Consider the following 25,806-nt stretch of genomic DNA (forward strand, 5'->3'; position numbering starts at 1 on the left):
GTTCAGGATCTGGCCGGCAGATGCCGTGAGATGACCAGCCTCTGGATTTCGGAAGTGCCCTCGTAGATCTCGGTGATCTTGGCGTCGCGGAAGTAGCGCTCTACCGGGTAGTCCTGGGTGTACCCGTACCCGCCGAAGAGCTGCACGGCTTTATGCGCGGCCCACATCGCCGTCTCTGAGGCAAACAGTTTGGCCATGGCCGCTTCCCTGGTGCACGGAAGTCCCGCGCCGCGCAAGGCAGCGGCGCGATGTGTGAGCAACCGCGCGGCCTCCAGCCGCGTCGCCATGTCGGCCAGCGCCCACCGGACGGCTTGGAACTCGCCGATGGCCCTGCCGAACTGCCGGCGCTGCTGGACGTACGCCGCCGTCTCTTCCAGGCAGGCCCGCGCGATGCCCAGCGCCTGGGCCGCGATGCCGATGCGGCCGCCGTCCAGGGTGGCCAGGGCAATCCGCCCGCCCTGCCCCCGCTCCCCGAGCAGGTTCCCCTCCGGCACGCGGCAGTCGTCGAGAACGATCTCGGTGGTGGATGAGCACCGAATACCCAGTTTCTTCTCGATCTTCCCAACGGCCACACCCGGGAAGGACCGTTCAACCAGAAACGCGGACAGGCCACGGGCGCTGGCTTCGGGCTCCGATCGCGCGTAGACCAGGCAGAGGTCCGCCTCCGCGCCGTTGGTCACAAAGGCCTTGGTTCCGGATAGCCGCCACTGTCCGTCGCGCAGCACCGCCGTGGTGCGCAGCGACATGGCGTCCGAGCCGGAGGATGGTTCGGTCAGGCAGTAGCAGCCGAGCACGCGCCCCGAAGCGAGATCAGGGAGGTAGCGCTGCTTCTGCGCCTCGCTGCCCCAGCGCAGAATCGGCTCGCACACCAGCGAGTTGTTCACGGTTACGATCGTCTGGAAGCCCGCGCACGCCCTCGCCAGTTCCTCTTGGGCGACGACATAGGCGAGCGGGTCCATGCCTGCGCCGCCGTAGTCCTCGGGCACGGTCATGCCCATCAGACCCAACTCCGCGGCCCGCTCCACCGCCTCCCGTGGGAACCGGGATTGCTGGTCGAGGTCGGCCGCGATCGGCAGCAGTTCGCGGGTGGCGAACTCCCGGACCATCGCTTGAATCATCCGGTGTTCGTCGGATAGCAGAACGGCCATCCAGCCCTCTCAATCCCCCATGTGACTGTTCTGCGCGGTGCCCGGCCCCCTCCTGCCTTGCTACTGGTACTCGTAGAAGCCGCGCTTGCTCTTCCGCCCCAACCATCCGGCCAGCACCATCTGCCGCAGCAACGGCGGGGATGCGTAGCGGGTGTCCTTGAACTCGGCGAACATCGCCTCGGCGATGTAGTACGTCGTGTCCAGGCCGACGAAGTCCAGCAGCGTGAGGGGCCCCATGGGATGGCCCAGCCCGAGCGTAATCGCGGAGTCAATGTCCTCCCGCGAGGCGACGCCCAGTTCGAGGGCGCGTATCGCGTCCAGCAGGTAGGGTATCAGCAGCCGGTTCACGATGAAACCCGGTGTGTCCCTGGCTACCACCACGGTCTTGCCCAACGACTGGGCGAAACCGCGCATCGCCGCCACCACCTCGTCGGAGGTGCGAAGCCCCTTCACTATCTCCACGAGCGGCATCACCGGCACCGGGTTGAAGAAGTGCAGCCCCACCACGCGCTCCGCTCGGCCGGTCGCCGCAGCCATCTCGGTGATCGAGAGCGACGACGTGTTGCTGGCCAGGACGACCCCCGGCGCCACCAACCGGTCCAGTTCCCGAAGGAGCGCCTTCTTGTCGTCCATCTGCTCCAAGATCGCCTCAACCACCAGGTCCACGCCGACCAGGTCCGCCAGGACCGTGGTCCCCTGGATCCGGCCCAGGGCGGCGTCGCGGCCGGCCTCATCCAGCTTGCCGCGCTCGACCGCGCGCTGCAGCGAGCCGCGCAGCCGCGCCATCCCCTTGGCCAGCAGTTCGTCGTTGATCTCGCGCACGACCACCTCGTACCCGGATCGCGCCGCCGCCTCCACAATGCCGACCCCCATCAACCCGCACCCCACGACGCCTACGCGACGAATCATCGGCTCCTCCTTTGTCGCCACCGCTGTCGGTCACCGCCGTCAACCGGCGATCACCCTCTGATGACACCTCGAATTACCGGCGCCTCCTCCGGCGCGCTCTCCGCTATCGCGAAAGCCGCGGCCACCTCACGGGCCGCGGCAACTCCGGCATCCTCGGACCTGGCATGGACCGTCGCAAGGGACTCTCCGGCCTTGACGGCAACGCCCGCGGGCCGCTCGATCACCACACCGACCGCCGGGTCAACGGCCTCGCCCTTGCGGGTTCGCCCGGCGCCCAGTTGCATCGCCGCAAGCCCGACCGCCTCGGCATCAATGCCGGCTACGACGCCGGAGGCAGACGCGGGTACCGGCAGCCGAAGGGGCGCCGAAGGCAGCCGTCCCGGATCCCCGACGACCCGTACGTCGCCGCCCTGCGCGCGAACGAGCGCCTCGAACTTCCGCAGCGCGTCGCCGCTCCGCAGGCGCCGCAGCAGCTCTTCGCTGCCTTCCTCGGGCGAGGCCGCCCGTCCTCCCAGCACCAGCATCCACCCGCCCAGCGCCAGGCAGAGCGCCTCCAGGTCGCCTGGGCCCTCGCCGCAGAGCGTTGCGATCGCCTCGGCTACCTCGAGCGCGTTGCCGACCGCCCGGCCCAACGGGTGGTCCATCGCGCTTATCACCGCGGCGGTACGCCGGCCGGCAGAGCAGCCGATCGCGACCATGGCCTCCGCTAGGATTCGGGCCTCGGCCTCGGTCTTCATAAACGCCCCGCGCCCGCACTTCACGTCCAGCAGGATCGCGGACGCTCCGGCGGCCAGCTTCTTGGACATGATGCTGGAGGCGATCAGCGGCACGCTGTCAACGGTGGCCGTCACGTCGCGCAGCGCGTAGAGCCGGGCGTCCGCCGGCACCAGCGCGGCGCTCTGGCCGGCTATGGCGCACCCTATGCGCTCGACCTGCTCCACGAACGCCGCCTCGGAGAGCGCCGTGTTGAATCCTGGGATCGCCTCCAGCTTGTCCAGCGTCCCACCGGTGTGACCCAGGCCTCGCCCGGACAACTTAGGAACCGGCACCCCGGCCGATGCCACAAGGGGAACCAGCACCAGCGAGGTCTTGTCGCCCACGCCACCGCTGCTGTGCTTGTCCACGGCGCGACCGGCGAGCGATCCCAGGTCGAGCGTCTCACCCGACCGCACCATCGCATCCGTGAGCGCGGCCGTCTCTTCGGGAGTCATCCCGCGGAAGTAGACCGCCATCAGGAAAGCGGCCATCTGGTAGTCGGGGACCGAGCCCCCAACGAAGCCGCCCACCAGCCAGGCGATCTCGCCCGCGGAGAGGGCCGCGCCGTCGCGTTTCTTTTGGATCAGGTCGTAGGCACGCATCGGAACACGCATAGGAGGCCGGCGATTCACGCGCGCAGGGTCGCGATGATGCGCCGGGTCAACCGAACGAACCTGGGCTCGAGATCGCGCGCCACGGCGAGTACCTCCTCGTGCGAGACCTGGCCAACGACCTCGCCGGTGGCCATGTCGGTGATCGCGGTCAGCCCCAGCACGCGCATCCCGGCATGCCGCGCCACGATCACCTCGTGCACCGTGGACATCCCCACGGCATCCGCCCCCCAACGGGTCAGCATCCTCAGCTCCGCCGGGGTCTCATAGGACGGTCCGGTGACGCCGACGTATATCCCCTTGCGCAGCGGTATGCCGAGATCGAGGGCCGCGGCCTCGGCCACCGCGATGAGCTCCTTGTCGTACGCGGCGGACATGTCGGGAAACCGCGGGCCCAACTCGGCATCGTTGGGTCCGATCAGCGGGTTGGCGCCCATGAAGTTGATGTGGTCGGAGATCACCATCAGGTCCCCGGTGTGCCACTGCCGGTTGAGCCCGCCGGCGGCGTTGCTCACCACCAGGATCCGGGCGCCCAGCGCGCGCAGCACGCGCACCGGGAAGGCCGCCTCGGCCATCGTGAGGCCTTCGTAGAAGTGCGCCCGGCCCTGCATAACCGCAACCGAGCGGCCCTCCAGGGTACCCACGACCAGCCGCCCGGCGTGCCCTTCGACGCCGGGGCTAGGGAAGTGCGGGATCTCGCCGTAGGCGAGGATGGCGTCGGCGGAGACTTCATCTGCCAACGCCCCTAATCCCGACCCAAGGATCACTGCCACCTCCGGTGCCCTTGCCGCATGGCGCTGCACCGCCTGCGCCGCCTCTCTCGCGCGCGCCGCCCAGTTCATCCGTGTCCCTCCTCCAATGCCGTCCAGAAGCTCTTCCCCGGCCCACTCCAGGGTACTGCAAAGGCCTCGGCCACGGTGGCGGCCAGATCGGCGAAGCTCTCCCGCACCCCCAGCCGGCGGCCAGGGGGTAAGCCGGGCCGCCACGCCAGCAGCGGGACCTGCTCGCGCGAATGATCGGTGCTCGGCGTGGTCGGGTCGTTGCCGTGGTCGGCGGTGATCACCACCAGGTCGCCGCTCGCGCAAACCCCCAGGATCTCGGGCAGGCGCGCATCAACGGCTTCGAGGTGCCGCGCAAAACCCTCGGCGTTGTTCCGATGGCCGTAGACGGTGTCCAGTTCCACCAGGTTCGTGAACACCAGCCCGTGCTCCATATCCCTGACCGAAGCGACGGTCTGGGTGATGCCGTCGGCGTCGTCGTGCGTGTGCACGGAGCGTGCCAGGCCGCGGCCGGCGAACAGGTCCTCGATCTTCCCGACGCCCACCACCGGAATGCCCCGGTCGGCCAGCGCGTCGAGCACCGTCGGACCCACCGGCGGCAGTGAAAAATCACGGCGGCGGTCGGTGCGCACGAACGCGCCCGGCTCACCCACAAACGGCCGCGCTATTACCCGGCTGACGGCATGCTTGCCCGCCAGCAGCCCGCGGGCGATCCGGCACCACTCGTAGAGCTGCTCGACCGGCACGACCGCTTCGTGAGCCGCGATCTGGAACACGCTGTCGGCCGATGTGTACACGATCGGCGCCCCGCTGCGCAGGTGCTGTGGCCCCAGGGTCTCGATGATCTCGGTACCCGAAGCCGCCACGTTGCCCAGCGTCCCCCGACCGATCTGCCGCTCAAATGCCCGTATCAGGTCCGCGGGAAATCCCTCCGGATAGGTGGGAAAAGGCCTCCGGACCACCAGCCCGGCCAGCTCCCAGTGCCCAGTGGTCGAGTCCTTGCCCGGGGAGCACGGACGCAGAACACCCACGGCCGCCTCGTGGTCGCCAACAGGGGTCACGCCTGGGATCGCGTCCAGCACTCCCAGCCCCAGGCGCTCCAGCAAGGGCAGGCGCAACCCGCCGACCGCCCGCGCCGTGTTGACCAGCGTGTTGCTGCCCTCGTCGCCATAGGCGGCCGCGTCGGGCAGGGCGCCGATCCCGCACCCATCGAGCACAAGGACGACAGCCCTCATGGCGCGGCGCGCCCGATCGTCATCTGGTCGCGTGGATGGGCACGGCGGTAAACTTCGCGCAGCCGCGAGCGGGTCAGGTGCGTGTAGATCTGGGTCGTGACGATGCTGGCGTGGCCCAGCATCTCCTGCACCGCGCGCAGGTCCGCGCCGCCGTCGAGCAGGTGCGTGGCGAACGAGTGGCGCAGGGTGTGCGGGCTCAACGGCTTCCGGATTCCGGCCCGCGCGGCATAGCCCTTCAACACCGCCCAAACGCTCTGCCGCGTCAGCCGGCCGCCCCGCCTGTTTAGGAACAGGGCCGTCCCGGCGCGGCGTCCGGCAAGCGCGGGACGCGCCAGGACCAGGTAGTTCCTCGTCGCGTTGACCGCCTGCGATCCTATGGGCACGATGCGCTCCTTGGATCCCTTGCCCACGCACCGGACGTACTCCATGGACAGGTGTACGTCGCCCGCGTCCAGGGCCACGAGTTCACCGACCCGCAGCCCGGCCGCGTAGAGAATCTCCAGAATGGCCCGGTCGCGCAGCGACGCCGGGTCCTCTCCGCGCGGCTGGCTCAGGATCCTCTCAACCTCGTCCACGGTCAGGACGGCGGGCAGCCGGTGCGCGCGCCTGGCCGGCGACAGATCGAGCGCGGGGTCGTCCGCGATCTGCCCTTCCCTCAACAGGAAGGCTGTCCAGCCACGAATGGCCGCCAGGCGACGCGCCACAGTGCTGGGCGCGAGGCCCCGCCGGCGCAGGGAGAGCAGATACAGGGTGAGCGTCGAGCGACGCACGGCGGTGGGCTCGGTCACGCCGCGCCGCGCAGCGAAGGCCGAGAAATCCGCCAGGTCCCGAGCATAGGCCTCGACCGTGTTCCGGGCCAGGCCGCGCTCGGCCAGCGCGTAGTTCAGATAGGCCTCGCCGGCCGCTTCCATGGCCGGCGGCCGGCCCTCATCCCCGCTCATTCCTCACCGGCGGCGCTCCGTTCCAGCGCGGCGCGCACGAACGCGCCGTAGAGCGGATGCGGGCGGTTGGGCCGGGACCGGTACTCGGCGTGGAACTGCGTCCCCACGAACCAGGGGTGATCGGGCAACTCGATTATCTCCACCAGGTCCTGTTCCGGGAAGATGCCTGTAACCCGCATCCCGCGCTCTTCCAGGATCTGCCTGTACGCATTGTTCACCTCGTACCTGTGGCGGTGACGCTCCCCCACCTCTGATACGCCGCCGTATGCCTCGAAGGCGCGGGATCCAGGCGTGATGCGGCAGGGATACCGCCCCAGCCGCATCGTGCCGCCCTTATCGGCGATTCCTCGTTGCTCGGCCAGCAGGGAGATAACCGGGTGAGGCGTCTGCGGATCAACCTCGGTGGTGTTGGCTCCTTCCAGCCCGCAGACGTGCCGGGCAAACTCGACCACGGCCCACTGGAGACCGAAGCAGATGCCCAGGAACGGGACCCCCTCCTCGCGCGCGTACCGGATGGCCCGCACCTTGCCCTCAACCCCCCTTGCCCCGAAGCCGGGACACACCAGCAGCCCGTGCAGGGGGGCGAGTTGGGCGGCCAGGTCGGCATCTCCCCAGCCCTCGATCTGCTCGGAGTCCAGCTTCGTTATCTCCACGCCGCAGTCGTTGGCCACCCCGCCGTGCCGCAGCGCCTCGACGATGCTGACATAGGAGTCCTCGACCCCCATGTACTTGCCCACGAGACCGATGCGCACGTTGCGCTGCGGATGCAGCACCCGGCCGACGATCGCGCGCCACTCCGCCAGATCGGGCTCGGGCAGGTCGAGCTCCAGCCGCCGGAGGATGATCCGGCCCAACCCTTCCTCCTCCAGGATCAGAGGCACCTCGTAGATGCTGCGCGCGTCGATTGCCTGGATGACCGCTTCGGGTTCGACATCGCAGAACAGCGCGATCTTCTCCTTGAGTGCCCGGCTCAGCGGCCGCTCCGTCCGGCAGACGATGACGTCGGGCTGGATGCCGATGCTGCGCAGCTCCTTCACGCTGTGCTGGGTCGGCTTGGTCTTCAACTCGCCGGCGGCGCGCAGGTACGGCACCAGCGAAACGTGTATGTACATCACGTTCTGCTCGCCCGCGGTACGGCGGAACTGCCGGATCGCCTCCAGGAACGGCAGGCTCTCTATGTCGCCGACGGTCCCGCCCACCTCGGTGATGAGAATATCGGCCCCGGTGGCGGCGGTCAGCGAGCGGATCTCGTCCTTTATCTCGTTGGTCACGTGCGGGATCACCTGGACCGTGCCTCCCAGGTATTCCCCGCGGCGCTCGCGCGCGATGACCGCGTTGTAGATCTTCCCTGTGGTCGTGTTGTTGGCGCGGCCCAGGTTCTCGTCTATGAAGCGTTCGTAGTGACCCAAGTCCATGTCGGTTTCGGCGCCGTCGTCGGTCACGAACACCTCACCGTGCTGGTGTGGGTTCATGGTGCCGGCGTCCACGTTGACGTACGGGTCGAACTTGAGCATCGTCACCCGCAGCCCGCGGCTCTTCAGCAGCCGCCCGATCGAGGCCGCGGTTATTCCCTTGCCCAGCGCGGAGGCTACGCCTCCGGTAACGAAGATGTACTTAGTCACGACCTTCCTCCTCAGGCCCTTCTTGGCGTCGCGCCTGCCGCGCGCTTGCGCCGCGCCTGCGCCAGCAGTTCGGTGGCGTACTCGCGGGCGATCGGCGTCGGCATGCGGCCCGACAGCATCCTGGCGGTTTCCTCGACGCGATCCTTGCCGGCCAGCGCCTGGACCTTCACGATCGTGCGGCCGCGGATCACCTCTTTCGTGACCCAGTAGTGCTGCTCACCCAAACTGGCGATCTCGGCCAGGTGCGTGATGCACAGCACCTGGCGGGTCCGCGCCGCGGCCATGAGCACCTGCCCAACCGCGCCGGCTGTCCGTGCGCCGATCCCGGTCTCAACTTCATCGAACACCACGACCGGCACGTCGCCCGACGCGGCCAGCACGTGCCGCAGCGCCAGCATCACCCGCGAAAGTTCCCCGCCCGAGGCGACCTTCGACAGCGGCCGCGCCTCCTCACCCGGGTTCGCGGCCAGCAGGAGCTCCACCCTGTCGATCCCCGAGGGCCCCACGGCCACGCGATCCTCACCGATGGGCAGCCCGTTGGGATCGGACTCGCGGCCGAGGCCCACCGTCAGTCTGGCGCGCTTCAGGTCCAGCATGCCGAGCTCGCGCGCCACGCTCGCCTCGAGCCGGCCCGCGGCCTCGCTGCGCATCCGGGAGAGACGGGTGCAGCGCTCAACCAGCTCGCGCTCCAGCGTCTCCAGTTCCGGGCCGATTTCCGGCACGCGGGCATTGCTGGCATCGAGCTTCGCCAGCTCAGCGGAGGCCTGCTCGCGCACCGCCAGGATCTCTCGCAGCGTTCCCCCATACTTCCGCCGGAGGGTCTGGAGCAGGGCGAGGCGGCCCTCGACGGCCTCCAGCTCCTCGGGCCGGTCCTCGATCCGGATGCGGTAGTCGGTCAGCGCGCGCGCCACGTCGGCAAGCTCGCTGGCCAGCGACTCAATTCGCTCGGCGAGCGGTCCGAGTGTCGGATCGATCGCCACCACGTCCCGCAGCGCCGCACGGGCCTGTCCGAGACGGTCCACGGCGGCGCCCTCCTCGGCTTCATACAGCGCCGCGTGTGCGCCGGCCGCGGCCTGTGCCAGCCGTTCCGCGTTCGCCAGCCGCGCGCGGCGGACCGCCAGCGCCTCCTCCTCCCCGGGCTGCACCCGTGCGGCGTCGATCTCCTGCTCCTGATGCCGCAGCAGGTCGATCCGCCGCAGGCGCTCGCGCTCGCTGGCGACCAGTTCCTCCTGCTCTGCGCGCAGAGCCCTCCGCCGGGCGACCCGGGTAGCGATCTCCGCCCGCAGCGAGACCAGCGTCGCGCCGCCGAATGCGTCCAGCACGTCGAGATGGGTCTGCGGCCGCAGCAGCCGCTGGCTCTCGTGCTGTCCCATCACCTCGATCAGCATGTCGCCGAGATCCCTCAGCATGCTGATGGTGGATGGCCGGCCGTTGATCCACCCCCTGGACCGGCCGTCCGAGGCGATCTCGCGCGTCACGACCAGCTCATCGTCCGTCATGCCCTGTTCGGTCAAATACTTACGCACCGCCGAATCCTGGTCAACGGCGAAGCGGGCATCGACCTTCGCCGCACTCGCGCCGGTGCGGACCAGATCGCCGCCCACACGCGCGCCCAGCGCAGCGGTCAGCGCGTCCACGATGATGGACTTGCCGGCGCCCGTCTCCCCGGTCAGGACGTTCAGACCAGGACCGAACTCGATGGCCGCGGACTCGATCACGGCGAACTCCTGGATCCGCAGCTCCAGCAGCACTAGCGCTCTCCCCACCCCAGCTTCGTCCGCAGTACGCCGTAGAAGCTCCGGGTGCCCAGCCGTACGAGCCGGGTCCGCAGGGCCGCGCGCCGGATCACAACCCGCTCCCCCACAGACAGCGGGTGGCTCTCCTGACCGTCCACGTTCAGCCGCACGTCTTCGGTAACACCCGCGGCGGTCTCGACGGCAATGGTGGCATCACCCGAGACCACCACCGGGCGTGCGGTGAAGGTGTGGGGACAGATCGGCGTTATCACGATCACGTCCACCTGGGGATGGACGATGGGCCCGCCCGCCGACAGCGAGTAGGCCGTGGAACCTGTCGGCGTGGCCACGATGACCCCGTCGGCCGGATAGGTCGAGAGGTGCTCGCCGTTCACCCATGTGGTTACGCGCACCAAGCGGGTGAGACCGGCTTTTGAGACCACCATGTCGTTTAGCGCGAGAGCGCGCTCGCGCACGCCGGCCTCGCCCACGATCTCCGCCTCCAGCATCGTGCGCTCATCAATCGCAAAGCGGGCCGAGGTAATCTCCTCCACGGCTTCCGGCAGCTCATCCAAAGGCAGCTCCGCCAGGAAGCCAAATCCGCCCGTGTTCACAGCCAACATGGGCACACGGCCCCCGACCAGGCGCGCCGAGGAGAGGATCGTACCGTCCCCGCCCAGGACGATGAGCAGATCGCTATCCTCAACCAGGGCCGGGTCCGCTGCCGCCAGGTCGGGCCAGCCGGCGCCGGATGCGACTGAAGCGCTCACCTTAACGGCAACGCCCCGGGCGAGCAGACGCTCGACGGCTTCGTGCAGCAAGGCGGCCGCCTGCGGCTGACCGCCAAACCGGGCTGGATTGACCAGGATTCCAATCCGCATCAGGCCCCTCCCCCTACCGGGCAACGCACCACGCCGAGGATCTCCTGTTCAAGATCATCGGCGCTGCCTTGGTCCGAGTTGCGGAGTGCCACGAAAAACTCCCGGTTGCCCTGCGGGCCGAGGATCGGGGATGCCACCATGCCTTCCACGGCGAGCCCCATCTCACGGGCACCGCTCGTGAACCGTCGTAGAACCGCCTCGTGCACCGCGGGATCGCGCACCACCCCGCCCGGCGCCGCACGCGGCCCGGCCTCAAACTGCGGCTTCACCAGAACCAGAATCCGCCCGCCGGGCCGCACCAGCCGCGATACCGCCGGCAACACCTTCAGCGCCGAGATGAAAGAACAGTCCACGGTGGCCAGGTCGGCCGCCTCGGTTAGATCCCCCGGCTCCAGCCGCGCGGCGTGGCGGCCTTCCAGGACGGCCACACGGGCGTCCTGCCTGAGCCGCCAGTGAAGCTGCCCCCGGCCCACGTCCACGGCATGGACGCGCGCCGCCCCACGCTGCAGGACACAGTCGGTGAACCCGCCGGTGGACGCGCCCACATCCAATACAATCAGGCCTGAGGGATCGATCCCGAACGCGTCCAGGGCCGCGGCCAGCTTGATGCCCCCGCGGCTCACGTACGCCGGCGTCCGCGACCGGCGCTCCACGCCGGCATCCTCTGCCACCCGGGTACCGGGCTTGTCGAACCGCCGCCCCTCCACGAAGATCTCCCCGGCAAGGATTGCGGCTTCGGCCTGGTGCCGGCTGGGCGCGAGCCCCCGCGAGGTCACCAGCAGATCCAACCGCATCCGCCCCGCACCCACGCTAACCCTCCCGGACCAGCAGCGTGTGCGCCAGGCCGCGCAGCACGTCCGCCGATTCCCCCCATCCAGCCAGAGCCGCTATCGCCAGACCGGTCTCCTCCTGGGCGACGGCGCTCGACCGCTCGAGGCCAAAGGCAAGAGGAAAAGTGAGCTTGTCGCCGGTAGCGTCACGGTGGGTATCCTTACCCAGCACCCCGCTGTCGCCCGTCTCGTCCAGGATGTCATCCACGATCTGAAAAGCCAGGCCCAGGTGCTCGCCGCACGCGGTAAGGTCGGCGAGCTGCAGAGCGGTGGCCCCAGAGAGGATCGCGCCCGAGCGCACGCAGGCGCGTATCAGCGCGGCGGTCTTCCACCGGTGAATCAGGTACACTCCCTGCCGGCGGTCCGCCGGCCACGCCCCAAACCGCCCCAGGGACGGCCGGCCCTCGGCCAGCAGGTCCAACACCTGCCCGCCCACCATCCCTTGAGTCCCGATGGCTGCGGCGATCTCCTGTATGGCACGTAACGTTGCCGCGGCTCCGGCGCGCTCGGCCGTTCGTGCGGCCAGCTCAAAGGCCAGCGCGTGGAGCGCGTCGCCCGCCAGGATGGCAAGCGCCTCGCCAAACGCCACGTGGCAGGTCGGTATCCCGCGGCGCAGGGCTGAGTCGTCCATGGAGGGCAGGTCGTCGTGGATGAGTGAGTAGGTGTGTATGAGTTCCACCGCGCAGGCCACGGGCAGGACCGACTCAATGTCCCCGCCCACGGCCTCGGCGGAGGCCAGTACCAGCAGCGGCCGGATCCGCTTGCCCCCGGCGAATAGACTGTACCGCATCGCCTCGTGCAGGGGGCCGGGAAGAACTCCATCCGGAGGCATTACGGCCTCCAGCGCGGCCTCGATGCGCGGGCCGCGGGCCGCCAGGTAGGCCGCGGAATCACCCGGCACAAATCCCCTCGCGGACTATCGCACCGAGCACGCCGTTGACGAACCGCCCGGAGGAGCCGGTGCCGTACCGCTTGGCAAGTTCCACGGCCTCGCTGATGACCACGCCGGGAGGGGTTCCCAGGTGCCTGATCTCATAGAGGGCCATCCGGAGGATCACGCGATCCGCGCTGGCCAGCCGGCCGAGCGTCCAGTCCGACAGGTGGCGCTCGATGACCCGGTCGAGTTCCTCGATGTGAAGGGCGGTGCCGGTGCACAGCGCCTCCACCAGGGGCCACTCGGCCCCGGTGCTGCCGCCGCGCGCGATCGCCAGCGCCTCATCTACCGGCAGGCGGCCGACGTCGTGCTGAAACAGCACCTGGAGCGCCATCTCGCGGGACCGCCGCCGCATCTTCATGAGAAACGACCACCCGCCGGGGGCCGGTGGCCGCTACCCCGGCCGGGTGACCGGTACGTGGGATGCGACACGGCTTGCGTCCGTGGGTGGTCCGCCACGACAGTATTCTATCAGCCGCTGGAGCAGAGGGGAACCCGCCGGTGCTACCTCGCGCGCTCGATGTACTCCCCTGTGCGCGTGTCCACCCGCACGATGTCGCCTATCTCTACGAAAAACGGCACCTGGATCATCGCCCCGGTCTCCAGGCGCGCCGGCTTAGATCCCCCGGAAGCGGTGTCTCCGCGAAACCCCGGAGCGGTCTCGGCGACCGCGAGGTCAACCGAGTTGGGAAGATCCACGGCGATAGGCCGATCCTCGAAATGGACCACGGTCACCACGGTGTTGTCCTTCAAGTAGAGGGTGGCGTCTCCCAGGAGGTCCATCCCCAGGGTCACCTGTTCGTAGGACTGCTGGTCCATGAAGACGTACTGCTCCTCCTCGTGATAGAGGAACTGCATCTCCCGTCGATCGAGATACGCGTGGGGCACGCGCTCACCGGCGTTGAAGGTGCGCTCGGTTATCGCACCGGTCATGAGGTTTCTGATCTTGGCCCGCACGTACGCGCTGCCGCGGCCGCGCTTGACGTGTTGTGATTGCACGACCGCGTACAGGTCGCCGTCGAGCGTGACCACCACACCCGGCCGGAAGTCGTTCGTCGAGATCACGCCGTCACCTCGTGCAGGTTCTTGGGAAGCCGGGTGAGATTCTCGCACCCACCATCGGTCAACACCACCAGATCCTCTATGCGTACCCCGCCCCAACCGGGCAGGTATATCCCGGGCTCCACGGTCACCACCGCGCCCGGTGCCAGCACCGCCGCCTCGCGCGGCGAGAGCGTTGGGCCCTCGTGCACGGCCAACCCGACGCCGTGGCCCAGGCCGTGACCGAACGCGTCGCCGTAGCCCGCGGCCTCGATGACCGATCGGCCCAATGCGTCGGCCTCGCGCCCGGTCATGCCCGGGCGCAACCCGGCCAGGGCCGCCCGCTGCGCGGCCAGCACGATGGCGTAGATCTCCCGGTGCCGGTCCGAGACCGGCCCGGTCACGACGGTGCGGGTGCAGTCCGAATGATAACCGTCTACGACAGCGCCGAAGTCCACGGTCACGAACTCGCCGGCGCCGATGATCCGATCCGAGGCAACGCCGTGCGGCAACGCAGACCGCGGACCCGATGCGACGATCAGGTCAAAGGGCATCCGCTCCGAACCACGGCGCCGCAGGTTGTGCTCCAGCGCAACCGCCACCTCGTGCTCGGTGACGCCGGGCCGTATCGCGGGCAGCACTTCATGGAACGCCGCCTCCGCCACCTCCACCGCCCGGCGGATCGCCTCGATCTCCTCGGGCGACTTCTGCCAGCGGATCCGGTCCAGCCCCTCGACCGGTACTATCTCAATGGAATCTGCTGCCGCCTGCAGGCGCCGGAACGAGCCGATCGGCAGGTGCTCCTCCTCGATGGCGGCCCGCCGCGCTCCCAGCCGTCCCAGTACCCCGGCCGCCGCATCCAACAGCGGGCCGGTCGCCCGCTCAATGGCAAACCCGGGCGCCTGAGCCGCGGCCTGATCGTAATACCGAAAGTCCACCACCAGGTGCGCCCCGGCCATCGAGACAACGGCGATCCCGGCGGACCCTGCAAACCCCGAGACATAGGTCACGCTCTGGGGCCTGGTCAGGACGGCCGAGTCAAGGCCGGCGGACTCGAGCCGGGCCCGCAGGCGCGTCAGGCGCTCAATGTGGAGATCATCAGGAGCGGACGACACAAGCCGTAGCATACCGCAGGCGCGGGTTCCTTTCAATCACCGCCTCTGCGGAACAGGCGAAGGGCGGGCCAGATGGCCCGCCCTTCACGCCTTGCCCGGCCCCGCGGATGCGGGATTGCCCTACGGCGGCGCGGGTAGAATCGTGAACGTCCAGTAGCCGCTCCAGGCCGTGGGTGAGCTGGTAAACGTCGCGCCGACCCGCCACCGGAAGGTGTCGCCGCAGTACGGCAACTGCGCGTCCGTAACCGCCAGGGTCGTTGTCGGAGCCGCGATGGTCGCGTTGAAGACAATGGGGTAGGGCGCGGCGTTTGCCTCTATGTGCAGGATGTAGTTGATGACGTTGGGCACGCCTCCCCACGTGAAAAGGTAGGCCTGCCCGGGGGCGGCGCACGCAAACGTGTGTCCGTTCGGTGGGGACACGAGTATTGGGGCGCCGCCGATCGTCACGCCGCAACCCGCCACAGCGGCTACGAGGAGAACAACAAGCCCAGCACGGAGAGAAACCGCATTCACGATGTGATCACCGCCTCCTGACCGAATCCCGTCCAGATGTACTGCGCCGTGCCTGGCTACCCTACGGCCTGGGCGCTGCTCCAAACCACCCCGGCCGGGTCTGCTTGAGCAACCGCTGCGTTACCTCTTCGGCCTTGTCCAGCTCTCCCATCAACCAGTAGGCATCCGCCAGCGCCATGTAGGCCGCCAGCAGGCCCGGGTCGAGCTTGATCGCCTCCTGCAGCGGCGGCACCGCCTTAACCAGGTACCCCGATGCAAACGGGGCCGTGCCCGTCTGAGAAAGCCGGTAGCCGTACAGGAAGGCGTATCCCAGCCAGTAGTGTGCCCGGGCGTTGCGTGGGTTCGCGGCGATCGCCTGCTGGTAGGGCTGGATCGCCCGTGCGAATGCTGCCTCGTTCGCATACAACCGGGAAGTATCGAACGTCGGCAGGGCCTGCGCCTGTGCCGGCAGCCCCGCCATCAGCAGTGCAACGACTGCGAAAACCGTCGCGATCAGGCGCATCGTCATCTCACTATGGCCGCGGGGTAACCGCCGGGGCCGCCGCTCCCTGAGGCGCGATGATGTGCGGGGTCACCACGAAGATGACCTCGGTTTCGCGCCGGTCCGTTAGCGTTGTCCGAAAGAGCGCACCCAGCACCGGGATGTCCCCAAGCAGCGGCACCTTCAGCACGCGCTTGCGCTCCTCCGCGCTGATCAGACCGGCCAGAATGATGGACTCCCCGCTGCGGACCGTCACCGTGGTGGTGGCCTTGCGGGTGGCAAGTCGCGGGACCGGGCCCGAACCCGTCTGGAGGAACTCGGTCACCGAGGAAACCTCGGGCTCGACTTTGGTGGTCACCAATCCATCCCGATTGACCTTGGGGAGGATCTTGAGGATCACCCCGATCGGCTTGAAGGTGAAGGTCAGCCGCCCGGCAGAGTCAATGGAGGGGATGGGAACCTCCTCGCCCAGGTTCACCTGGGCCTCGTTTCCATCCACCACCATAATGCGCGGAGCGGTAATCACGCGGGCCTTGCGCTGGGTCACCAGAGCGTCCAAGGCAGCGTTGATCGTGAAGTTGGCTATCCCCAGGGTGATCTGGTTGGGGAATGTACCCACGATCTGGAGTATCGGTATGCTGGTCAACCCCCAGTCGAGCCCTAGGTTGCGCAGGTCCGAGGTGCTGACGTCCACGACCCGCGTTTCAATCATCACCTGCGGCAACTGGATGTCGAGGCCGGCCAGCACCTTGCGGACCTCCTCGTGCTGGGCCACGGTCCCTACCACGACAAGCGCGTTTACTCGGGCGTCGTGGGTGACCAGGATCCCCTTGATGGACGCACCTATGGCCTTGGCCACGTCCTCGGCCTTCCCGAATCCTACAGGATAGGTGATTGCTTCGGGCGCTTCAGGCGGCGGGGCGAGCTTCTCCGCGGCCATGACTATCAGGTTCCGGCCGATTCGGCGGAAGCCCAGGTTGTTGGCCTCCAGGATGAAGCGCAGTGACTCATCGCAGGTCAGGTCTACGAGACGGACGGTGACCTGCCCCTTCACCGAGGCATCGGTCACGATGTTCATGTTGCAGACCTTTGCCAAGGCGGTCAGCACATCGGCCAGCTCGGTATTGCGGAACTCGAGCGTGATCCGTCCCGGTGTGACCGCGGATGGAGCTGCAGGCGGCACAGCGGGCGCCGGTGGCGGCACAGCAGGCGGCGGCGGTGGAGGCGGAGCCTGCGCCACAGGTGCCGGCGCCATCGGCGGGGCTGCCGGTCGCAACGCGCCAGGTGCTCCCGCTGAGGCAGCCGTCCTCCCTCCGGCGAACTTCGCCACCAGCACGCCAGGGCTGCTGGTTGCCAGCGTGAAGGACACGGCGGCCGTCAGATCCACGGCGACCCGCGTCACAGGCGGCCGATCCTGGAACTGACCGATCCGAACGCGCACAACCGCGCCGCGGTCCACATCCAGTAGCTGCGGTACGGCCTGGTCGAGCACGGCGCCCGGCAGATCAATCACGAGCCGGGGCGGCGAGGACAGTTGCAGCGTCCGGTAGGTCAGCGCGCCGGTGCCGACGACAGCAAGCTGGACCGTGTCGCCGAACACCTTGACCGCGACCTGAGTAATACGCACGGGAGGTGCCTGTGGCGCCGCGGGCGTGGATGGAACCAGTGCGAGCGCCAGAACTATGGCAAGCCCCGTAAGGATCCTAGGAGATGCTCGACGGTGCAGTCGCGGCGACATGCCGGTGGCTCACTCCCCCCATCTTAAGTTCAAAACGTTCCCCGTCCTGCTCGAGGATGACCAGCCGTTTGGCGATATCGACCACCGTCACACGGATCTTGTCCAGGATAACGTCTCCCCGGGACACGATGTAGGTCTTGTCGCCGAGCTTGATGATGGCCGTGCCCGAGCCGTCGCCAAGCATGCCGACGAGCTCGGCGGTACTGGCTTCCTTGGGCGGCGGTGCTGGGCCTGGCGCAGCTCCGGGCTGCTCCGGGGTCTGGCCCGGAAACAGCGGGGGTGGTAGCGGCGCCGGTGGAGGCACCGGACCAGGCCTCTCACCCGCTGCGCCCGTCTCGGAGCGCACCAGCGGCGCAAAGGGATCCGGCCGACCGGCATCCACGGGCCCAGCCACCACGCGCGGCGATGGCGTCGGCGCTGGGGCCGGCGTCGGTACCGGCTGCGCGGCCTGGGGTGCGGACGGGGTTGCCACCGCGACCGGCACCGCGGGCGTAACCACAGGAGTTGTCGGCGGAGGCGGAGGCGCGGTCAGAGCCAGGACGATGCCGCCCACGACCCCAACCACGAGCGCGACCGCAACTACTGGATGCGCGCGGAGATACTCTATCACCCTGCGCATGAAGCCCTCCATGCTATGTCTGAGTCTGAGAGAGTACACCAGAGCCCCGGCAGGCTCCCCGCGCCCTCAAACAACCCGTTCTTCAACAGAGTGCCCCAAACTCCTGCTGGATAGACCCGCAGAGTTCCTGCAATTCTCCCCCATGGATCCCAACCCGGGGCCTACGGCCAGTACCATGCCATGATCGCCTCGCCCCAGAACAGGGCGGCGAGCGCCCCAACCGCCAGCCACGGCCCGAACGGTATGGCATCCTTGCGCCCCCGCAGGCGCAGCGCCAGCAACCCGATGCCCACCGCCCCTCCGGCTATGAAGCCGAGAAAGAGGGCAACCGCCACGCCCGGCCATCCCAGGAACGCGCCGATCAGCGCTGCCAGCTTGATGTCGCCGCCCCCCATTCCGCCCCGGCTCAGGACGACTATCGCGGCTATGAGCGCGCCGGCGCCGGCAGCGGCCAGTAGCGCGGGAACTACCCGGCCCTGGACGGCCGAGAGCAACAGGCCCGCGGCTATGCCCGGATAGGTGAGGCGGTTGAGAATCAGCTGGTGATCGAGATCAATGAACGTAATCACAACCATCAGGAAAGCGAACACCAGGCCTGCCAGTCGTGGCAGAGGGCCGGTGAAAGCGCACCACACCGCCACCGCCAAGATGGCCATCAGAACCTCAACGAGAGGGTACCGCGCGGAGATCCTGCCGTCGCAGCTCCGGCAGCGGCCGCGCAGCAGCAGGTAGCTGAGCACCGGTACGTTGTCCTTAGCGCGGATCGGGGCCTGGCAGTGGGGGCACCGCGACCCTGGGTAGACTATTGAGACCTCAAGGGGCAGACGGTGGATCACTACGTTGGCGAAGCTCCCAAGGATCGCCCCGAAGGCAGCCACCACGGCCATCTCAGCGCCGCCCAGGCCCGCGGCGCCGAGCCCCCAGGCGCTCATGCGCGCGCTCCGGCACCCGGCCGGCCCGTGCGCCCGCGGGGCAGGAATCCGCGCCGTCGCGCCGAATACATACATGATCGGGGAAACTGCTGCCGCGTCCTGACGATGTGGCGGCCTCGGGATGGGGGGCACACGCGATGGCTCGTGGAGCATGGATGATCGTGACCGCTGTCATCCTCGGACTGGCCCTGCCGGTCATCGCCCAACAGCCGGCTGCGGTGCCGCCGGTGCTCATCGTTCCCGGGCAGAGCATCGCCGGCGTTGCGCTGGGGCGCACCGTGTCGGCGACTCTCGGCCGCCTCGGTCAACCGGCCGACATGCGAACCCTTCGCGACGGCGCGCTCTACACGTTCCCGCGATACGGGCTCAACATGTACGCCGCAGACGGCGCGGTCCGAGCGGTCTCCACTACCAACAGCCTGCTGCGCACCGTCGAGGGCATCGCGCTGGGATCCAACGTGGCCGAGGTGCGTCGCGTCTTTGGCCAGCAGTTCACGGACGCCGTGGTAGAGGGCCTGATGGGCATCGCCTACGACCAGCACGGCATCGCCTTCGGCCTGGACGGCGTGGTGGTCTCGGTCATCATCGTCTACCCACCGCGCACTGCTGCCGCGCCACCGGCCGCAGCTCCGGCCCTTGCCTCCCCACCTGCCCAGATAGACCTCGCGCTCACCTCGCTGCCGCGCGTCGAGAACCTCAAACCATTCTCTCCTGAGACCCAGTACATGTCCGTGGCAGGATTCCTCAGGTACGTTGTGTACCATCAGACCGGGCTTTGGCTGACCCAGAACGAGGCCTCCCGGATGCTCCAGGAGCAGCTCCGGACGCGGCTGTAAAGCCCGAATCACAGCGGCTTGTCCCCTGGTTGTGCTGCGCCCTCGGCACATATGGTAACGTCGCCCCCAAGCATCTGCGCCCGATCGCGGGCACGGCGGACAGACAGCAGCAGCTCGCGGGCAGTGCTGCCGTGATCCGGGTGGCTGCCCACGCCGACCGACGCCGTCAGCGACCGCCAGTCGGCGACCGGAGCACCCTGCGGCACGGGTAACTTGCCCACCGCCAGCCGCAGGCGTTCGGCCACGGCGGTGGCTGGCTCCAGTGGCGTCTCCGGCATTGCGATGCTGAACTCGGCCTTATCATCCGTTCGCGCTCTGATGTCCACGTCGCGGGTCAACGCCCGAAGCTCATCCGCAACCGATCTCAGGGTCGCGTCCGCTCCCACGGCGCCGTACCGATCGCGCAGTCCCGCGAAGTCGTCAATGTCCACCACCACCAGTGAGAACGCCCGGTGATACCTCGCCGCCCGTTTCACCTCCACCGCCAGGTGCTCGTCGAAGTACCGGCCGGTGAAGAAATCGGTCGCCTCGTCCTGCACCGCCTCGTCCACCAGCGCCCGCTGCAGGTCCTGCATCTCCTTCTGTTGTGCCGCGGTCCGCTCTTCGGACAGGTGGTTGAAGAACGCCACGAACTCCACGATCGTGAAATCGGTGGCCTCGGTCAGGTTCCGATAGAGAACGCGCCGATCCTCACCACCGGGCACAAGCTGCTCACACAGATCCTTAGTGATGTCGCGAAAGGCCACAAACCCCTGAACCACCTCCGCGGCGCCAAAGCCCATGCTGAAGCGCAGCGCGGCCTCGCGGTGCACGAACTCGCGCAGCCGGACGGGATCGTCTGAGTCAAGATAGGAAACCAGCTCGGCGAGGTAGGCACGGCCCAGCCGCCGTAGCTCTTCGAGCGGCCGATAAACATAGGCCGACGGACGCATGCGCGAGAGCGCGGAGGCCCACGCGATGGCAATACGATCTTGCTCGCTGTCGAGCAGGCTGGACAGGTGCCGCGCCACCGTGGAACCCTCCGACGGTGCGGCTTCTACGGCTGCGCCCCGACCTCTCGGCGAAGAATAAACGTGTTGGCCGCCAGGGTGACCTTGAGTCTGGGCATCTCCCCGGGGCTGACCGCCACCTGCGTCAGGACGATGAACCTGGGAAAGTCCTCCAGCCGGCCCATGAAGGCCATCAGGTCGGCGTAGGTGCCATCAAACGCCAGGTCCAGCCTGAAGAGCTGATAGCGGGGCGGGCCCGCCGTGACGGCAGGCTTCTTCCCGGGCCCGGCCGCGGCGCCCGCCGCTTCTCCGGCCGGTCCGGCCTGGGTGGCGCCCGGCCGCAGCAGGCTCAGCCGGATGCCGAGTTCAGAGGCCACGCCCTGGAGCTGGCGGATCAAGCGCGGAATCTCGCGCTCGGGCGGCAGCTTGGCCTCAATCAGCCGGATGCGTTCGGCCAGAGCGTTGTACTCGCGCTCCTTGGCCTCGCGGGTCTCAACAAGGGTCTTCAGCCGCACTACCTCGGCGCGGCGGACGTCCCGTTCCTTGACCAGATCGGCGTAGCGCGCCGCCGCCGGCGTGTAGACAAACAGGTAGAAAACCGTGACCACGGCGGCCACCAGCACGAGGACCAGCATCATCCGCTCGCGCGGGCTCAACCCTCTCACTGGCGGTCACCTCCTGCTGCCTGGGGCCGTTCGATACGCGCGGTCACCTGGAACTTCACGACGTCCCTGGTTCCAACGCGCTCGAGCTGGACAACGGTGAGATCCACCTCGCGGAAGAGCCGCCCGGTGCTCAGGTTGTCCATCAGCTGCGCCACGGCATAGTAGGACATCGCCATGCCCTCAATGCTGAGAGAAGAAGGCTCGGGCACGCTCAGCGAGGTCACCCAGGCATCCTTGGGAATCAGCAGGCGGAACTCGTTCAGGATCGAAGCGGCGGGAAGCTGCTGCTTCAGCAGGTCCACAATGACCGACTCTTTCTCGCGCATCGCCTTGATCCGCCGGTCGAGCTCGAGCACGCGATCCACCTGCGGCTGGAGCTCGGCGATCTCCCTGTTGGCCGCGGCCACATCCGCCGCCACCCCGGCGTTGCGCTGATTCATCCAGACCGCGGCCACGATCAGCACCACGGCCACTGCCAGGGGCAGACCAACTTCAATAACCCGCCGGCTCGGCAGGCGGCGACGAGGTACGCGCGGCAGCAGGTTGATGCGGATCAACTGACATCACCTCCCCGCATGGCGAGTCCTACAGCGACGGCCATCGTGGGCCCGACGGCCGCGAGCCGATCGGCCGGGTGCGTCTGGGGGTTCACCTTGAGTTGCGCGAACGGGGAAACCACCGAGGTGGCCAGGCCGAGTTCCGATGCAATCGTGCGATCGAGGTTCCGGAGCCGGGCCAGCCCGCCGGCCAGCAGTATCTGGTTCACCACGACGGACCGGGATCGGGTCTGGTAGTAGTCCAGCGAGCGCCGGATCTCGGTGACCAGGTCTCCGATGTGAGGCGCGACCACGTCGTAGAGGCGCTCCGCCGTGTGGTCGGCGGCCGCGCCCTCCTCCAGGACCTCGCCCTTCTCCTCCACCAAGCTCCGCGCGGTCGCCTCGTCCACGTCCATCGCCTCCCGGACGGCGTTGAGCAGAACCGCGCCACCGATCGGGATGTTTCGGGTGAACCGCAGGCGCGGCCCCTCGGTGATCAGGATGTCGGAGGCCTCGGAACCAAAATCCACGATGGCAATGGTCTGCGCCTCAGCCGTCGAGGGCCCCACCGCGGACCTCAGCAGGGCAAACGACTCAACGTCGAGGATCCGCACCTGCAGTCTGGCCGCATCGGCCACGGCGACGATCTTGTCCACGACGTCCTGCCGGGCCGCCACCACGATCACGTCCAGCATCTTGCGGCCGTCCTCGGTGGCCTCTCCCAGCACCTGGTAGTCCATGTAGACTTCCTTGATGTTGTACGGGAGGTAGCGCTCGGCCTCGTAGCGAACCGCCGCGGCCAGCTCGGTCTTGGTCATGGGCGGCACGCGGACCTCGCGGACAGTAACGACCTGCCCGCCCACCCCCATGACTACCCGGTCCGTCTTTATCCCGGTGCGATCCAGCAGCGCCCGGATGTGGCTGCCCAGCTCTTCGGGCGCCACCGGTACGCCGTCGTGCATCGCCGCCGGCGGACCCGGTGTGGATCCCATCCTTACCAGGCGGAATCCGCCGCGGTAGGAACCGGCGAGCTCGACGACCTTGAGCGCGTCGCTGCCGATGTCAATGCCCACGTGCGCCTGCGGGGTTGATGAGAAAAGGCCCATCGGCGTCTCGGCCACCCTTCTAGTGCTGCGTGACCGGTCCCCGGCGCGGACCTCACGCACGACACATCCTATCGAGAGTTCGGGCTCCGCGGTGAAAACCCTGCTCCGCGTTGGGCGAATGCCTACGATCTACGGACAGGCGTCCAGGATCTCGGCCCGTCCCATCACTTCCACGCGGATCCAGCGCTCCTGACCGCTGGGCGTCCGCAGGCAGACGGATCCGGCGTTGCTGTTGCCCATCGGGCTGAACGTCAGCGCTTCGCTGGGAAACGTCGTGCTGACCAGGTTGACGGCGTGCGGCATCCGCCGTGAGACTGTGTCGGCGGAGTCCTCCTTGACCACAGGGGCTGCCGACCAGGCCAGATCGTTCGTACACTGGTTGCCCCCGCCGGCGGGCGCCGCGGTCACGGCTCCCTCATAACGGTAGATGCTGTACGTCTCCCCGGAGGGATCAAAGACGAACCGGTAACAGGTCCGCTCGGTCCTGGCCCGCTGCTCGACCATGCGCATGTCGGAAAGCACCTTCCGGGCCGCCCCGACAAGCCGCCGGTTGGTGGTCATGCTCATCCCGCCGAACACCAGGGCGAGCAGCAGCCCACCGATTGCGACCGTCACAACCAACTCAACGAGGGAGAACCCGCGGCGGTCGGTCACAGCCCTACCATCTCCTCCCATTGGGGTCGGTCGTAGAGCGGATCGCCGGTGGCGAACACCAGCGCTGGGCTTGGCCAGCGCACCGCGGCGTAGATGTCCGTCAGCGGGAAGAACGGTGGCGCGACATTGGAGCGCAGCCGCCAGTCATAGGTCATGACGCGCCCGTATCCGGTAATCGGGTCGAAGCGGCCGAAGCCGCCGAAGGTTCCTTGTATCGTCCCGCCCAGTGAGTAGATGCTTCCCTTGTCCGGCAGCGAGTCAAAACCCTCTACCCAGAACATGCCGTTGGGTGCCATCACTACGGCATCCAAATAGAGGTCGTTCGGCGTCTCTGCCCCGACGATGGTAACGTTGCCGGTGACCGAGTAGAGACCCAGCACGTTGGTCGGGTTGTGCCCGGGCCCGGCCGGCGGCGCCTCGTAGACAATGTGCTGGGTGATGCGGATATCGTTCTCGGCCGCGACCGTGAGTCGCATGTTCCTGTTCACCGTGCCGTACAGGCCGCCAGGCGCGATTGCACCGCTCGTGTAGAAGACGCCATTGAAGGTACCGGGGCCGTAGGTCCGCGACTGCGCCCAGGTGTCTCCACCGCCATAATCCCAGTACAGGGTGATGGCCCTGTCAACAGGGTTAATCACAAGCTTCAGATTCCGCCGCAGCGGATTAGGATCGCTTGGGACCGAGAGGCGGATCACCTGCATCCCGCCCTCGCTGGACAGCACCATCTGCTGCACATCCCCCCGCACATAGATACCTCCGCAGGCCGGGGATCCGCAGTTGTCCATGACGTAGAGTCCATCTGAGTTCGGCGGTATGCTGAAAAACTCGTCGTCCCAGGTGCGCGCGCGCACCTCGGCGTCGGTGGAGTTCGAGCCGGTCGGCGACAAACCGATCGAGGTGCGCGAGGGGTTGGCGTTGGTAGGCAGTGCAATCGCCGTTGGACTCACCGCGACGGTGCTGCGGAACACGGTCCCCGTGGTGTTGTCGCAGGCAGGCGTATTCAGCGTGGCGTTCGGGTTAGCCGACGGAATGGCGATGTTGACAGGCGTGCCGCACTTGAAGAAGCGCATTTCGGGGTTGAGCTGCGTTACCGCGTCGTACAGCTCAGGGTTCCCCGCGATCCGTATCTGGTTATTGGAGTGCACCGGCCCCCGGATCTGTGTGCCGGTGTACAGCCATACGTTGCCGGTGGACAGGAGCATCAACGCCCACCGGGAGTACGAGGCATTCTCGATGACCACCGGCCACCCGTGGTAGGCCCCGCCGCTCAGCAAGAAGCTGCCCTGCCAGCCTGCGCTCACCGTCGGGAACCAGTTGGCACACCGGTCGGCGTGCTGGCTACCCAGGCAAATCGTGCGCGCCGCGTTGCCGGATCGTCCAACCGACATGATCGCGTAGTCGAACGCCATGACGAGCTGCTCGGGATTGTTGGGGTCAATCTGGCAGGTGGACGGCCGGCCCGACGGCCGGACGGCAATGGTAGCATAGAAATCACCCAGGGCATCGCCCGAGCCCTGGTCGGTCAGCGCAATCCGCGCCGCCTGCGTGCCGATCCGCAGGACCGCGGTCGCTGGGTCGGGCCGCTCCCAGTCGCTGCTCGCCAGCGCGACGGGATAGGCGTAGTCTGTCAGTATTTGCACCATCTTCAACGTGGGATCCGGCGGGGTTCCTTCATCGGAGCGGCAGATGTTCCGAACCTTAGCCCTGTCAACCGACGGTTGCTGGATCTGCAGGTCCAGATCCACCGCCAGCCGGTGCCGCAGTTCGGCCAGTGCCCGGTAGGCGCCGGCCTCGGCCACAGCCAGCGCCTGCTGACCGCGCAGTTGGTCGAATGAGAGCATGCTCTCGCCCATCGTGGCCACCGCCATCGCGGCCACCACTATGGTGAGGATGAAGACCGCCATCATCACGGTGATGAGGGCTATCCCCCGTTCGGCTCTAAGAACCCTGCGCATGATGCTCATCGCGTCATCTCCAGTCCAATCTCATCATCCAGCGCTACCTGATGAAGGTCTCCGTAGCGGTGGCCGTCCGGGTCGCGGTGCGCGTGGGCGTCACGGTGGCGGTGGCCGTCACCGTGGCGGTCGGAGTCACCGTCGCGGTCCGCGTGGCCGTCCGGGTCGCGGTCGGCGTCACCGTCGCGGTCCGGGTGGCCGTCCGGGTGGCCGTCCGGGTGGCCGTCCGGGTGGCCGTCCGGGT

Annotated in this window: 27 protein-coding genes; 2 read left to right on the forward strand and 25 right to left on the reverse strand. The window is 68.1% G+C overall.

The features are described 5' to 3' along the window. Positions 1-2 precede the first annotated feature (2 nt). From RDU83_12610 to RDU83_12700, 19 genes are all read right to left on the reverse strand, one after another. On the reverse strand, positions 3-1,148 hold the full coding sequence (locus RDU83_12610) for an acyl-CoA dehydrogenase (protein ID MDQ7841844.1): 1,146 nt from the start codon (positions 1,146-1,148) through the stop codon (positions 3-5). Between the two features lie 60 nt (positions 1,149-1,208). Further along, positions 1,209-2,057, reverse strand: a complete 849-nt coding sequence (locus RDU83_12615; protein ID MDQ7841845.1) for a 3-hydroxybutyryl-CoA dehydrogenase — start codon at positions 2,055-2,057, stop codon at positions 1,209-1,211. Between the two features lie 50 nt (positions 2,058-2,107). Beyond that, positions 2,108-3,415: a thymidine phosphorylase gene (locus tag RDU83_12620; GenBank protein ID MDQ7841846.1), complete on the reverse strand. Its 1,308-nt coding sequence runs from the start codon at positions 3,413-3,415 to the stop codon at positions 2,108-2,110. A gap of 26 nt (positions 3,416-3,441) precedes the next feature. Continuing rightward, positions 3,442-4,266 (reverse strand): purine-nucleoside phosphorylase, encoded by an 825-nt coding sequence (locus RDU83_12625; protein MDQ7841847.1) that lies wholly within the window; start codon positions 4,264-4,266, stop codon positions 3,442-3,444. Next, complete coding sequence (locus RDU83_12630) at positions 4,263-5,438, reverse strand: phosphopentomutase (GenBank protein MDQ7841848.1); 1,176 nt, start codon at positions 5,436-5,438, stop codon at positions 4,263-4,265. Before RDU83_12630 ends, RDU83_12625 begins: the two co-directional genes overlap by 4 nt. Then, positions 5,435-6,379, reverse strand: coding sequence for a site-specific tyrosine recombinase XerD (gene xerD, locus RDU83_12635; protein MDQ7841849.1), 945 nt, complete (start codon positions 6,377-6,379; stop codon positions 5,435-5,437). Before xerD ends, RDU83_12630 begins: the two co-directional genes overlap by 4 nt. Beyond that, positions 6,376-8,001, reverse strand: a complete 1,626-nt coding sequence (locus RDU83_12640; GenBank protein ID MDQ7841850.1) for a CTP synthase — start codon at positions 7,999-8,001, stop codon at positions 6,376-6,378. The genes xerD and RDU83_12640 overlap by 4 nt, the downstream gene beginning before the upstream one ends. Positions 8,002-8,012: 11 nt before the next feature. Further along, entirely contained in the window at positions 8,013-9,752 is a 1,740-nt protein-coding gene (gene recN / locus RDU83_12645; protein ID MDQ7841851.1) for a DNA repair protein RecN, read from the reverse strand. Next, entirely contained in the window at positions 9,752-10,618 is an 867-nt protein-coding gene (locus RDU83_12650; GenBank protein ID MDQ7841852.1) for an NAD(+)/NADH kinase, read from the reverse strand. The genes recN and RDU83_12650 overlap by 1 nt, the downstream gene beginning before the upstream one ends. Beyond that, the gene (locus RDU83_12655; GenBank protein MDQ7841853.1) at positions 10,618-11,427 is read right to left on the reverse strand and encodes a TlyA family RNA methyltransferase; all 810 of its coding nucleotides are present in this window, start codon (positions 11,425-11,427) and stop codon (positions 10,618-10,620) included. The genes RDU83_12650 and RDU83_12655 overlap by 1 nt, the downstream gene beginning before the upstream one ends. Before the next feature lies 1 nt (position 11,428). Next, positions 11,429-12,349 carry a polyprenyl synthetase family protein gene (locus RDU83_12660; protein MDQ7841854.1) on the reverse strand — a complete coding sequence of 307 codons (921 nt, stop codon included), beginning with the start codon at positions 12,347-12,349 and terminating at the stop codon, positions 11,429-11,431. Next, positions 12,339-12,743, reverse strand: coding sequence for a transcription antitermination factor NusB (gene nusB / locus RDU83_12665; protein MDQ7841855.1), 405 nt, complete (start codon positions 12,741-12,743; stop codon positions 12,339-12,341). The genes RDU83_12660 and nusB overlap by 11 nt, the downstream gene beginning before the upstream one ends. A gap of 143 nt (positions 12,744-12,886) precedes the next feature. Continuing rightward, positions 12,887-13,447: an elongation factor P gene (efp, locus tag RDU83_12670; GenBank protein MDQ7841856.1), complete on the reverse strand. Its 561-nt coding sequence runs from the start codon at positions 13,445-13,447 to the stop codon at positions 12,887-12,889. After that, positions 13,444-14,550 carry a Xaa-Pro peptidase family protein gene (locus RDU83_12675; GenBank protein MDQ7841857.1) on the reverse strand — a complete coding sequence of 369 codons (1,107 nt, stop codon included), beginning with the start codon at positions 14,548-14,550 and terminating at the stop codon, positions 13,444-13,446. Before RDU83_12675 ends, efp begins: the two co-directional genes overlap by 4 nt. 108 nt (positions 14,551-14,658) lie before the next feature. Next, positions 14,659-15,051, reverse strand: coding sequence for a hypothetical protein (locus RDU83_12680; protein ID MDQ7841858.1), 393 nt, complete (start codon positions 15,049-15,051; stop codon positions 14,659-14,661). A gap of 61 nt (positions 15,052-15,112) precedes the next feature. Next, a complete protein-coding gene (locus RDU83_12685) occupies positions 15,113-15,553 on the reverse strand; it encodes a tetratricopeptide repeat protein (protein ID MDQ7841859.1) in 441 nt (146 codons plus the stop codon). A gap of 10 nt (positions 15,554-15,563) precedes the next feature. Beyond that, on the reverse strand, positions 15,564-17,159 hold the full coding sequence (locus RDU83_12690; protein ID MDQ7841860.1) for an AMIN domain-containing protein: 1,596 nt from the start codon (positions 17,157-17,159) through the stop codon (positions 15,564-15,566). Positions 17,160-17,235: 76 nt separating this feature from the next. Next, positions 17,236-17,889 (reverse strand): hypothetical protein, encoded by a 654-nt coding sequence (locus tag RDU83_12695; GenBank protein MDQ7841861.1) that lies wholly within the window; start codon positions 17,887-17,889, stop codon positions 17,236-17,238. 161 nt (positions 17,890-18,050) lie between these two features. Continuing rightward, positions 18,051-18,821, reverse strand: a complete 771-nt coding sequence (locus RDU83_12700) for a prepilin peptidase (GenBank protein MDQ7841862.1) — start codon at positions 18,819-18,821, stop codon at positions 18,051-18,053. 137 nt (positions 18,822-18,958) lie between these two features. Between RDU83_12700 and RDU83_12705 the strand changes: the two genes are divergently transcribed. Then, positions 18,959-19,657 (forward strand): hypothetical protein, encoded by a 699-nt coding sequence (locus RDU83_12705; protein MDQ7841863.1) that lies wholly within the window; start codon positions 18,959-18,961, stop codon positions 19,655-19,657. Positions 19,658-19,665: 8 nt separating this feature from the next. Here RDU83_12705 and RDU83_12710 read toward each other — a convergent pair whose 3' ends face one another. From RDU83_12710 to RDU83_12735, 6 genes are all read right to left on the reverse strand, one after another. Next, positions 19,666-20,667 (reverse strand): GGDEF domain-containing protein, encoded by a 1,002-nt coding sequence (locus RDU83_12710; GenBank protein MDQ7841864.1) that lies wholly within the window; start codon positions 20,665-20,667, stop codon positions 19,666-19,668. 26 nt (positions 20,668-20,693) lie between these two features. After that, entirely contained in the window at positions 20,694-21,311 is a 618-nt protein-coding gene (locus RDU83_12715; GenBank protein MDQ7841865.1) for a hypothetical protein, read from the reverse strand. Further along, entirely contained in the window at positions 21,308-21,868 is a 561-nt protein-coding gene (locus RDU83_12720; GenBank protein MDQ7841866.1) for a PilN domain-containing protein, read from the reverse strand. The genes RDU83_12715 and RDU83_12720 overlap by 4 nt, the downstream gene beginning before the upstream one ends. Then, positions 21,865-22,953: a type IV pilus assembly protein PilM gene (gene pilM / locus RDU83_12725; GenBank protein MDQ7841867.1), complete on the reverse strand. Its 1,089-nt coding sequence runs from the start codon at positions 22,951-22,953 to the stop codon at positions 21,865-21,867. Before pilM ends, RDU83_12720 begins: the two co-directional genes overlap by 4 nt. Before the next feature lie 129 nt (positions 22,954-23,082). Then, positions 23,083-23,607 (reverse strand): type II secretion system protein, encoded by a 525-nt coding sequence (locus RDU83_12730; protein MDQ7841868.1) that lies wholly within the window; start codon positions 23,605-23,607, stop codon positions 23,083-23,085. After that, positions 23,604-25,571 (reverse strand): hypothetical protein, encoded by a 1,968-nt coding sequence (locus RDU83_12735; GenBank protein MDQ7841869.1) that lies wholly within the window; start codon positions 25,569-25,571, stop codon positions 23,604-23,606. The genes RDU83_12730 and RDU83_12735 overlap by 4 nt, the downstream gene beginning before the upstream one ends. A gap of 41 nt (positions 25,572-25,612) precedes the next feature. On the opposite strand from RDU83_12735, the gene RDU83_12740 reads away from it, so the two are divergent. Beyond that, on the forward strand, positions 25,613-25,806 hold a 194-nt coding region (locus RDU83_12740), incomplete at its 3' end, for a hypothetical protein (GenBank protein ID MDQ7841870.1).

The sequence above is a fragment of the bacterium genome, assembly GCA_031082185.1.
In the GTDB taxonomy this organism is placed as follows: domain Bacteria; phylum Sysuimicrobiota; class Sysuimicrobiia; order Sysuimicrobiales; family Humicultoraceae; genus VGFA01.

Excerpts from the sequence above, each read along its gene's own strand:
- RDU83_12610 (MDQ7841844.1), bottom strand. The coding sequence starts at position 1,148 with ATGGCCGTTCTGCTATCCGACGAACACCGGATGATTCAAGCGATGGTC.
- RDU83_12615 (MDQ7841845.1), bottom strand. The coding sequence starts at position 2,057 with ATGATTCGTCGCGTAGGCGTCGTGGGGTGCGGGTTGATGGGGGTCGGC.
- RDU83_12620 (MDQ7841846.1), bottom strand. The coding sequence starts at position 3,415 with ATGCGTGCCTACGACCTGATCCAAAAGAAACGCGACGGCGCGGCCCTC.
- RDU83_12625 (MDQ7841847.1), bottom strand. The coding sequence starts at position 4,266 with ATGAACTGGGCGGCGCGCGCGAGAGAGGCGGCGCAGGCGGTGCAGCGC.
- RDU83_12630 (MDQ7841848.1), bottom strand. The coding sequence starts at position 5,438 with ATGAGGGCTGTCGTCCTTGTGCTCGATGGGTGCGGGATCGGCGCCCTG.
- xerD (MDQ7841849.1), bottom strand. The coding sequence starts at position 6,379 with ATGAGCGGGGATGAGGGCCGGCCGCCGGCCATGGAAGCGGCCGGCGAG.
- RDU83_12650 (MDQ7841852.1), bottom strand. The coding sequence starts at position 10,618 with ATGCGGATTGGAATCCTGGTCAATCCAGCCCGGTTTGGCGGTCAGCCG.
- nusB (MDQ7841855.1), bottom strand. The coding sequence starts at position 12,743 with ATGAAGATGCGGCGGCGGTCCCGCGAGATGGCGCTCCAGGTGCTGTTT.
- RDU83_12675 (MDQ7841857.1), bottom strand. The coding sequence starts at position 14,550 with ATGCTACGGCTTGTGTCGTCCGCTCCTGATGATCTCCACATTGAGCGC.
- RDU83_12685 (MDQ7841859.1), bottom strand. The coding sequence starts at position 15,553 with ATGCGCCTGATCGCGACGGTTTTCGCAGTCGTTGCACTGCTGATGGCG.
- RDU83_12695 (MDQ7841861.1), bottom strand. The coding sequence starts at position 17,889 with ATGCGCAGGGTGATAGAGTATCTCCGCGCGCATCCAGTAGTTGCGGTC.
- RDU83_12700 (MDQ7841862.1), bottom strand. The coding sequence starts at position 18,821 with ATGAGCGCCTGGGGGCTCGGCGCCGCGGGCCTGGGCGGCGCTGAGATG.
- RDU83_12705 (MDQ7841863.1), top strand. The coding sequence starts at position 18,959 with ATGGCTCGTGGAGCATGGATGATCGTGACCGCTGTCATCCTCGGACTG.
- pilM (MDQ7841867.1), bottom strand. The coding sequence starts at position 22,953 with ATGGGCCTTTTCTCATCAACCCCGCAGGCGCACGTGGGCATTGACATC.
- RDU83_12735 (MDQ7841869.1), bottom strand. The coding sequence starts at position 25,571 with ATGAGCATCATGCGCAGGGTTCTTAGAGCCGAACGGGGGATAGCCCTC.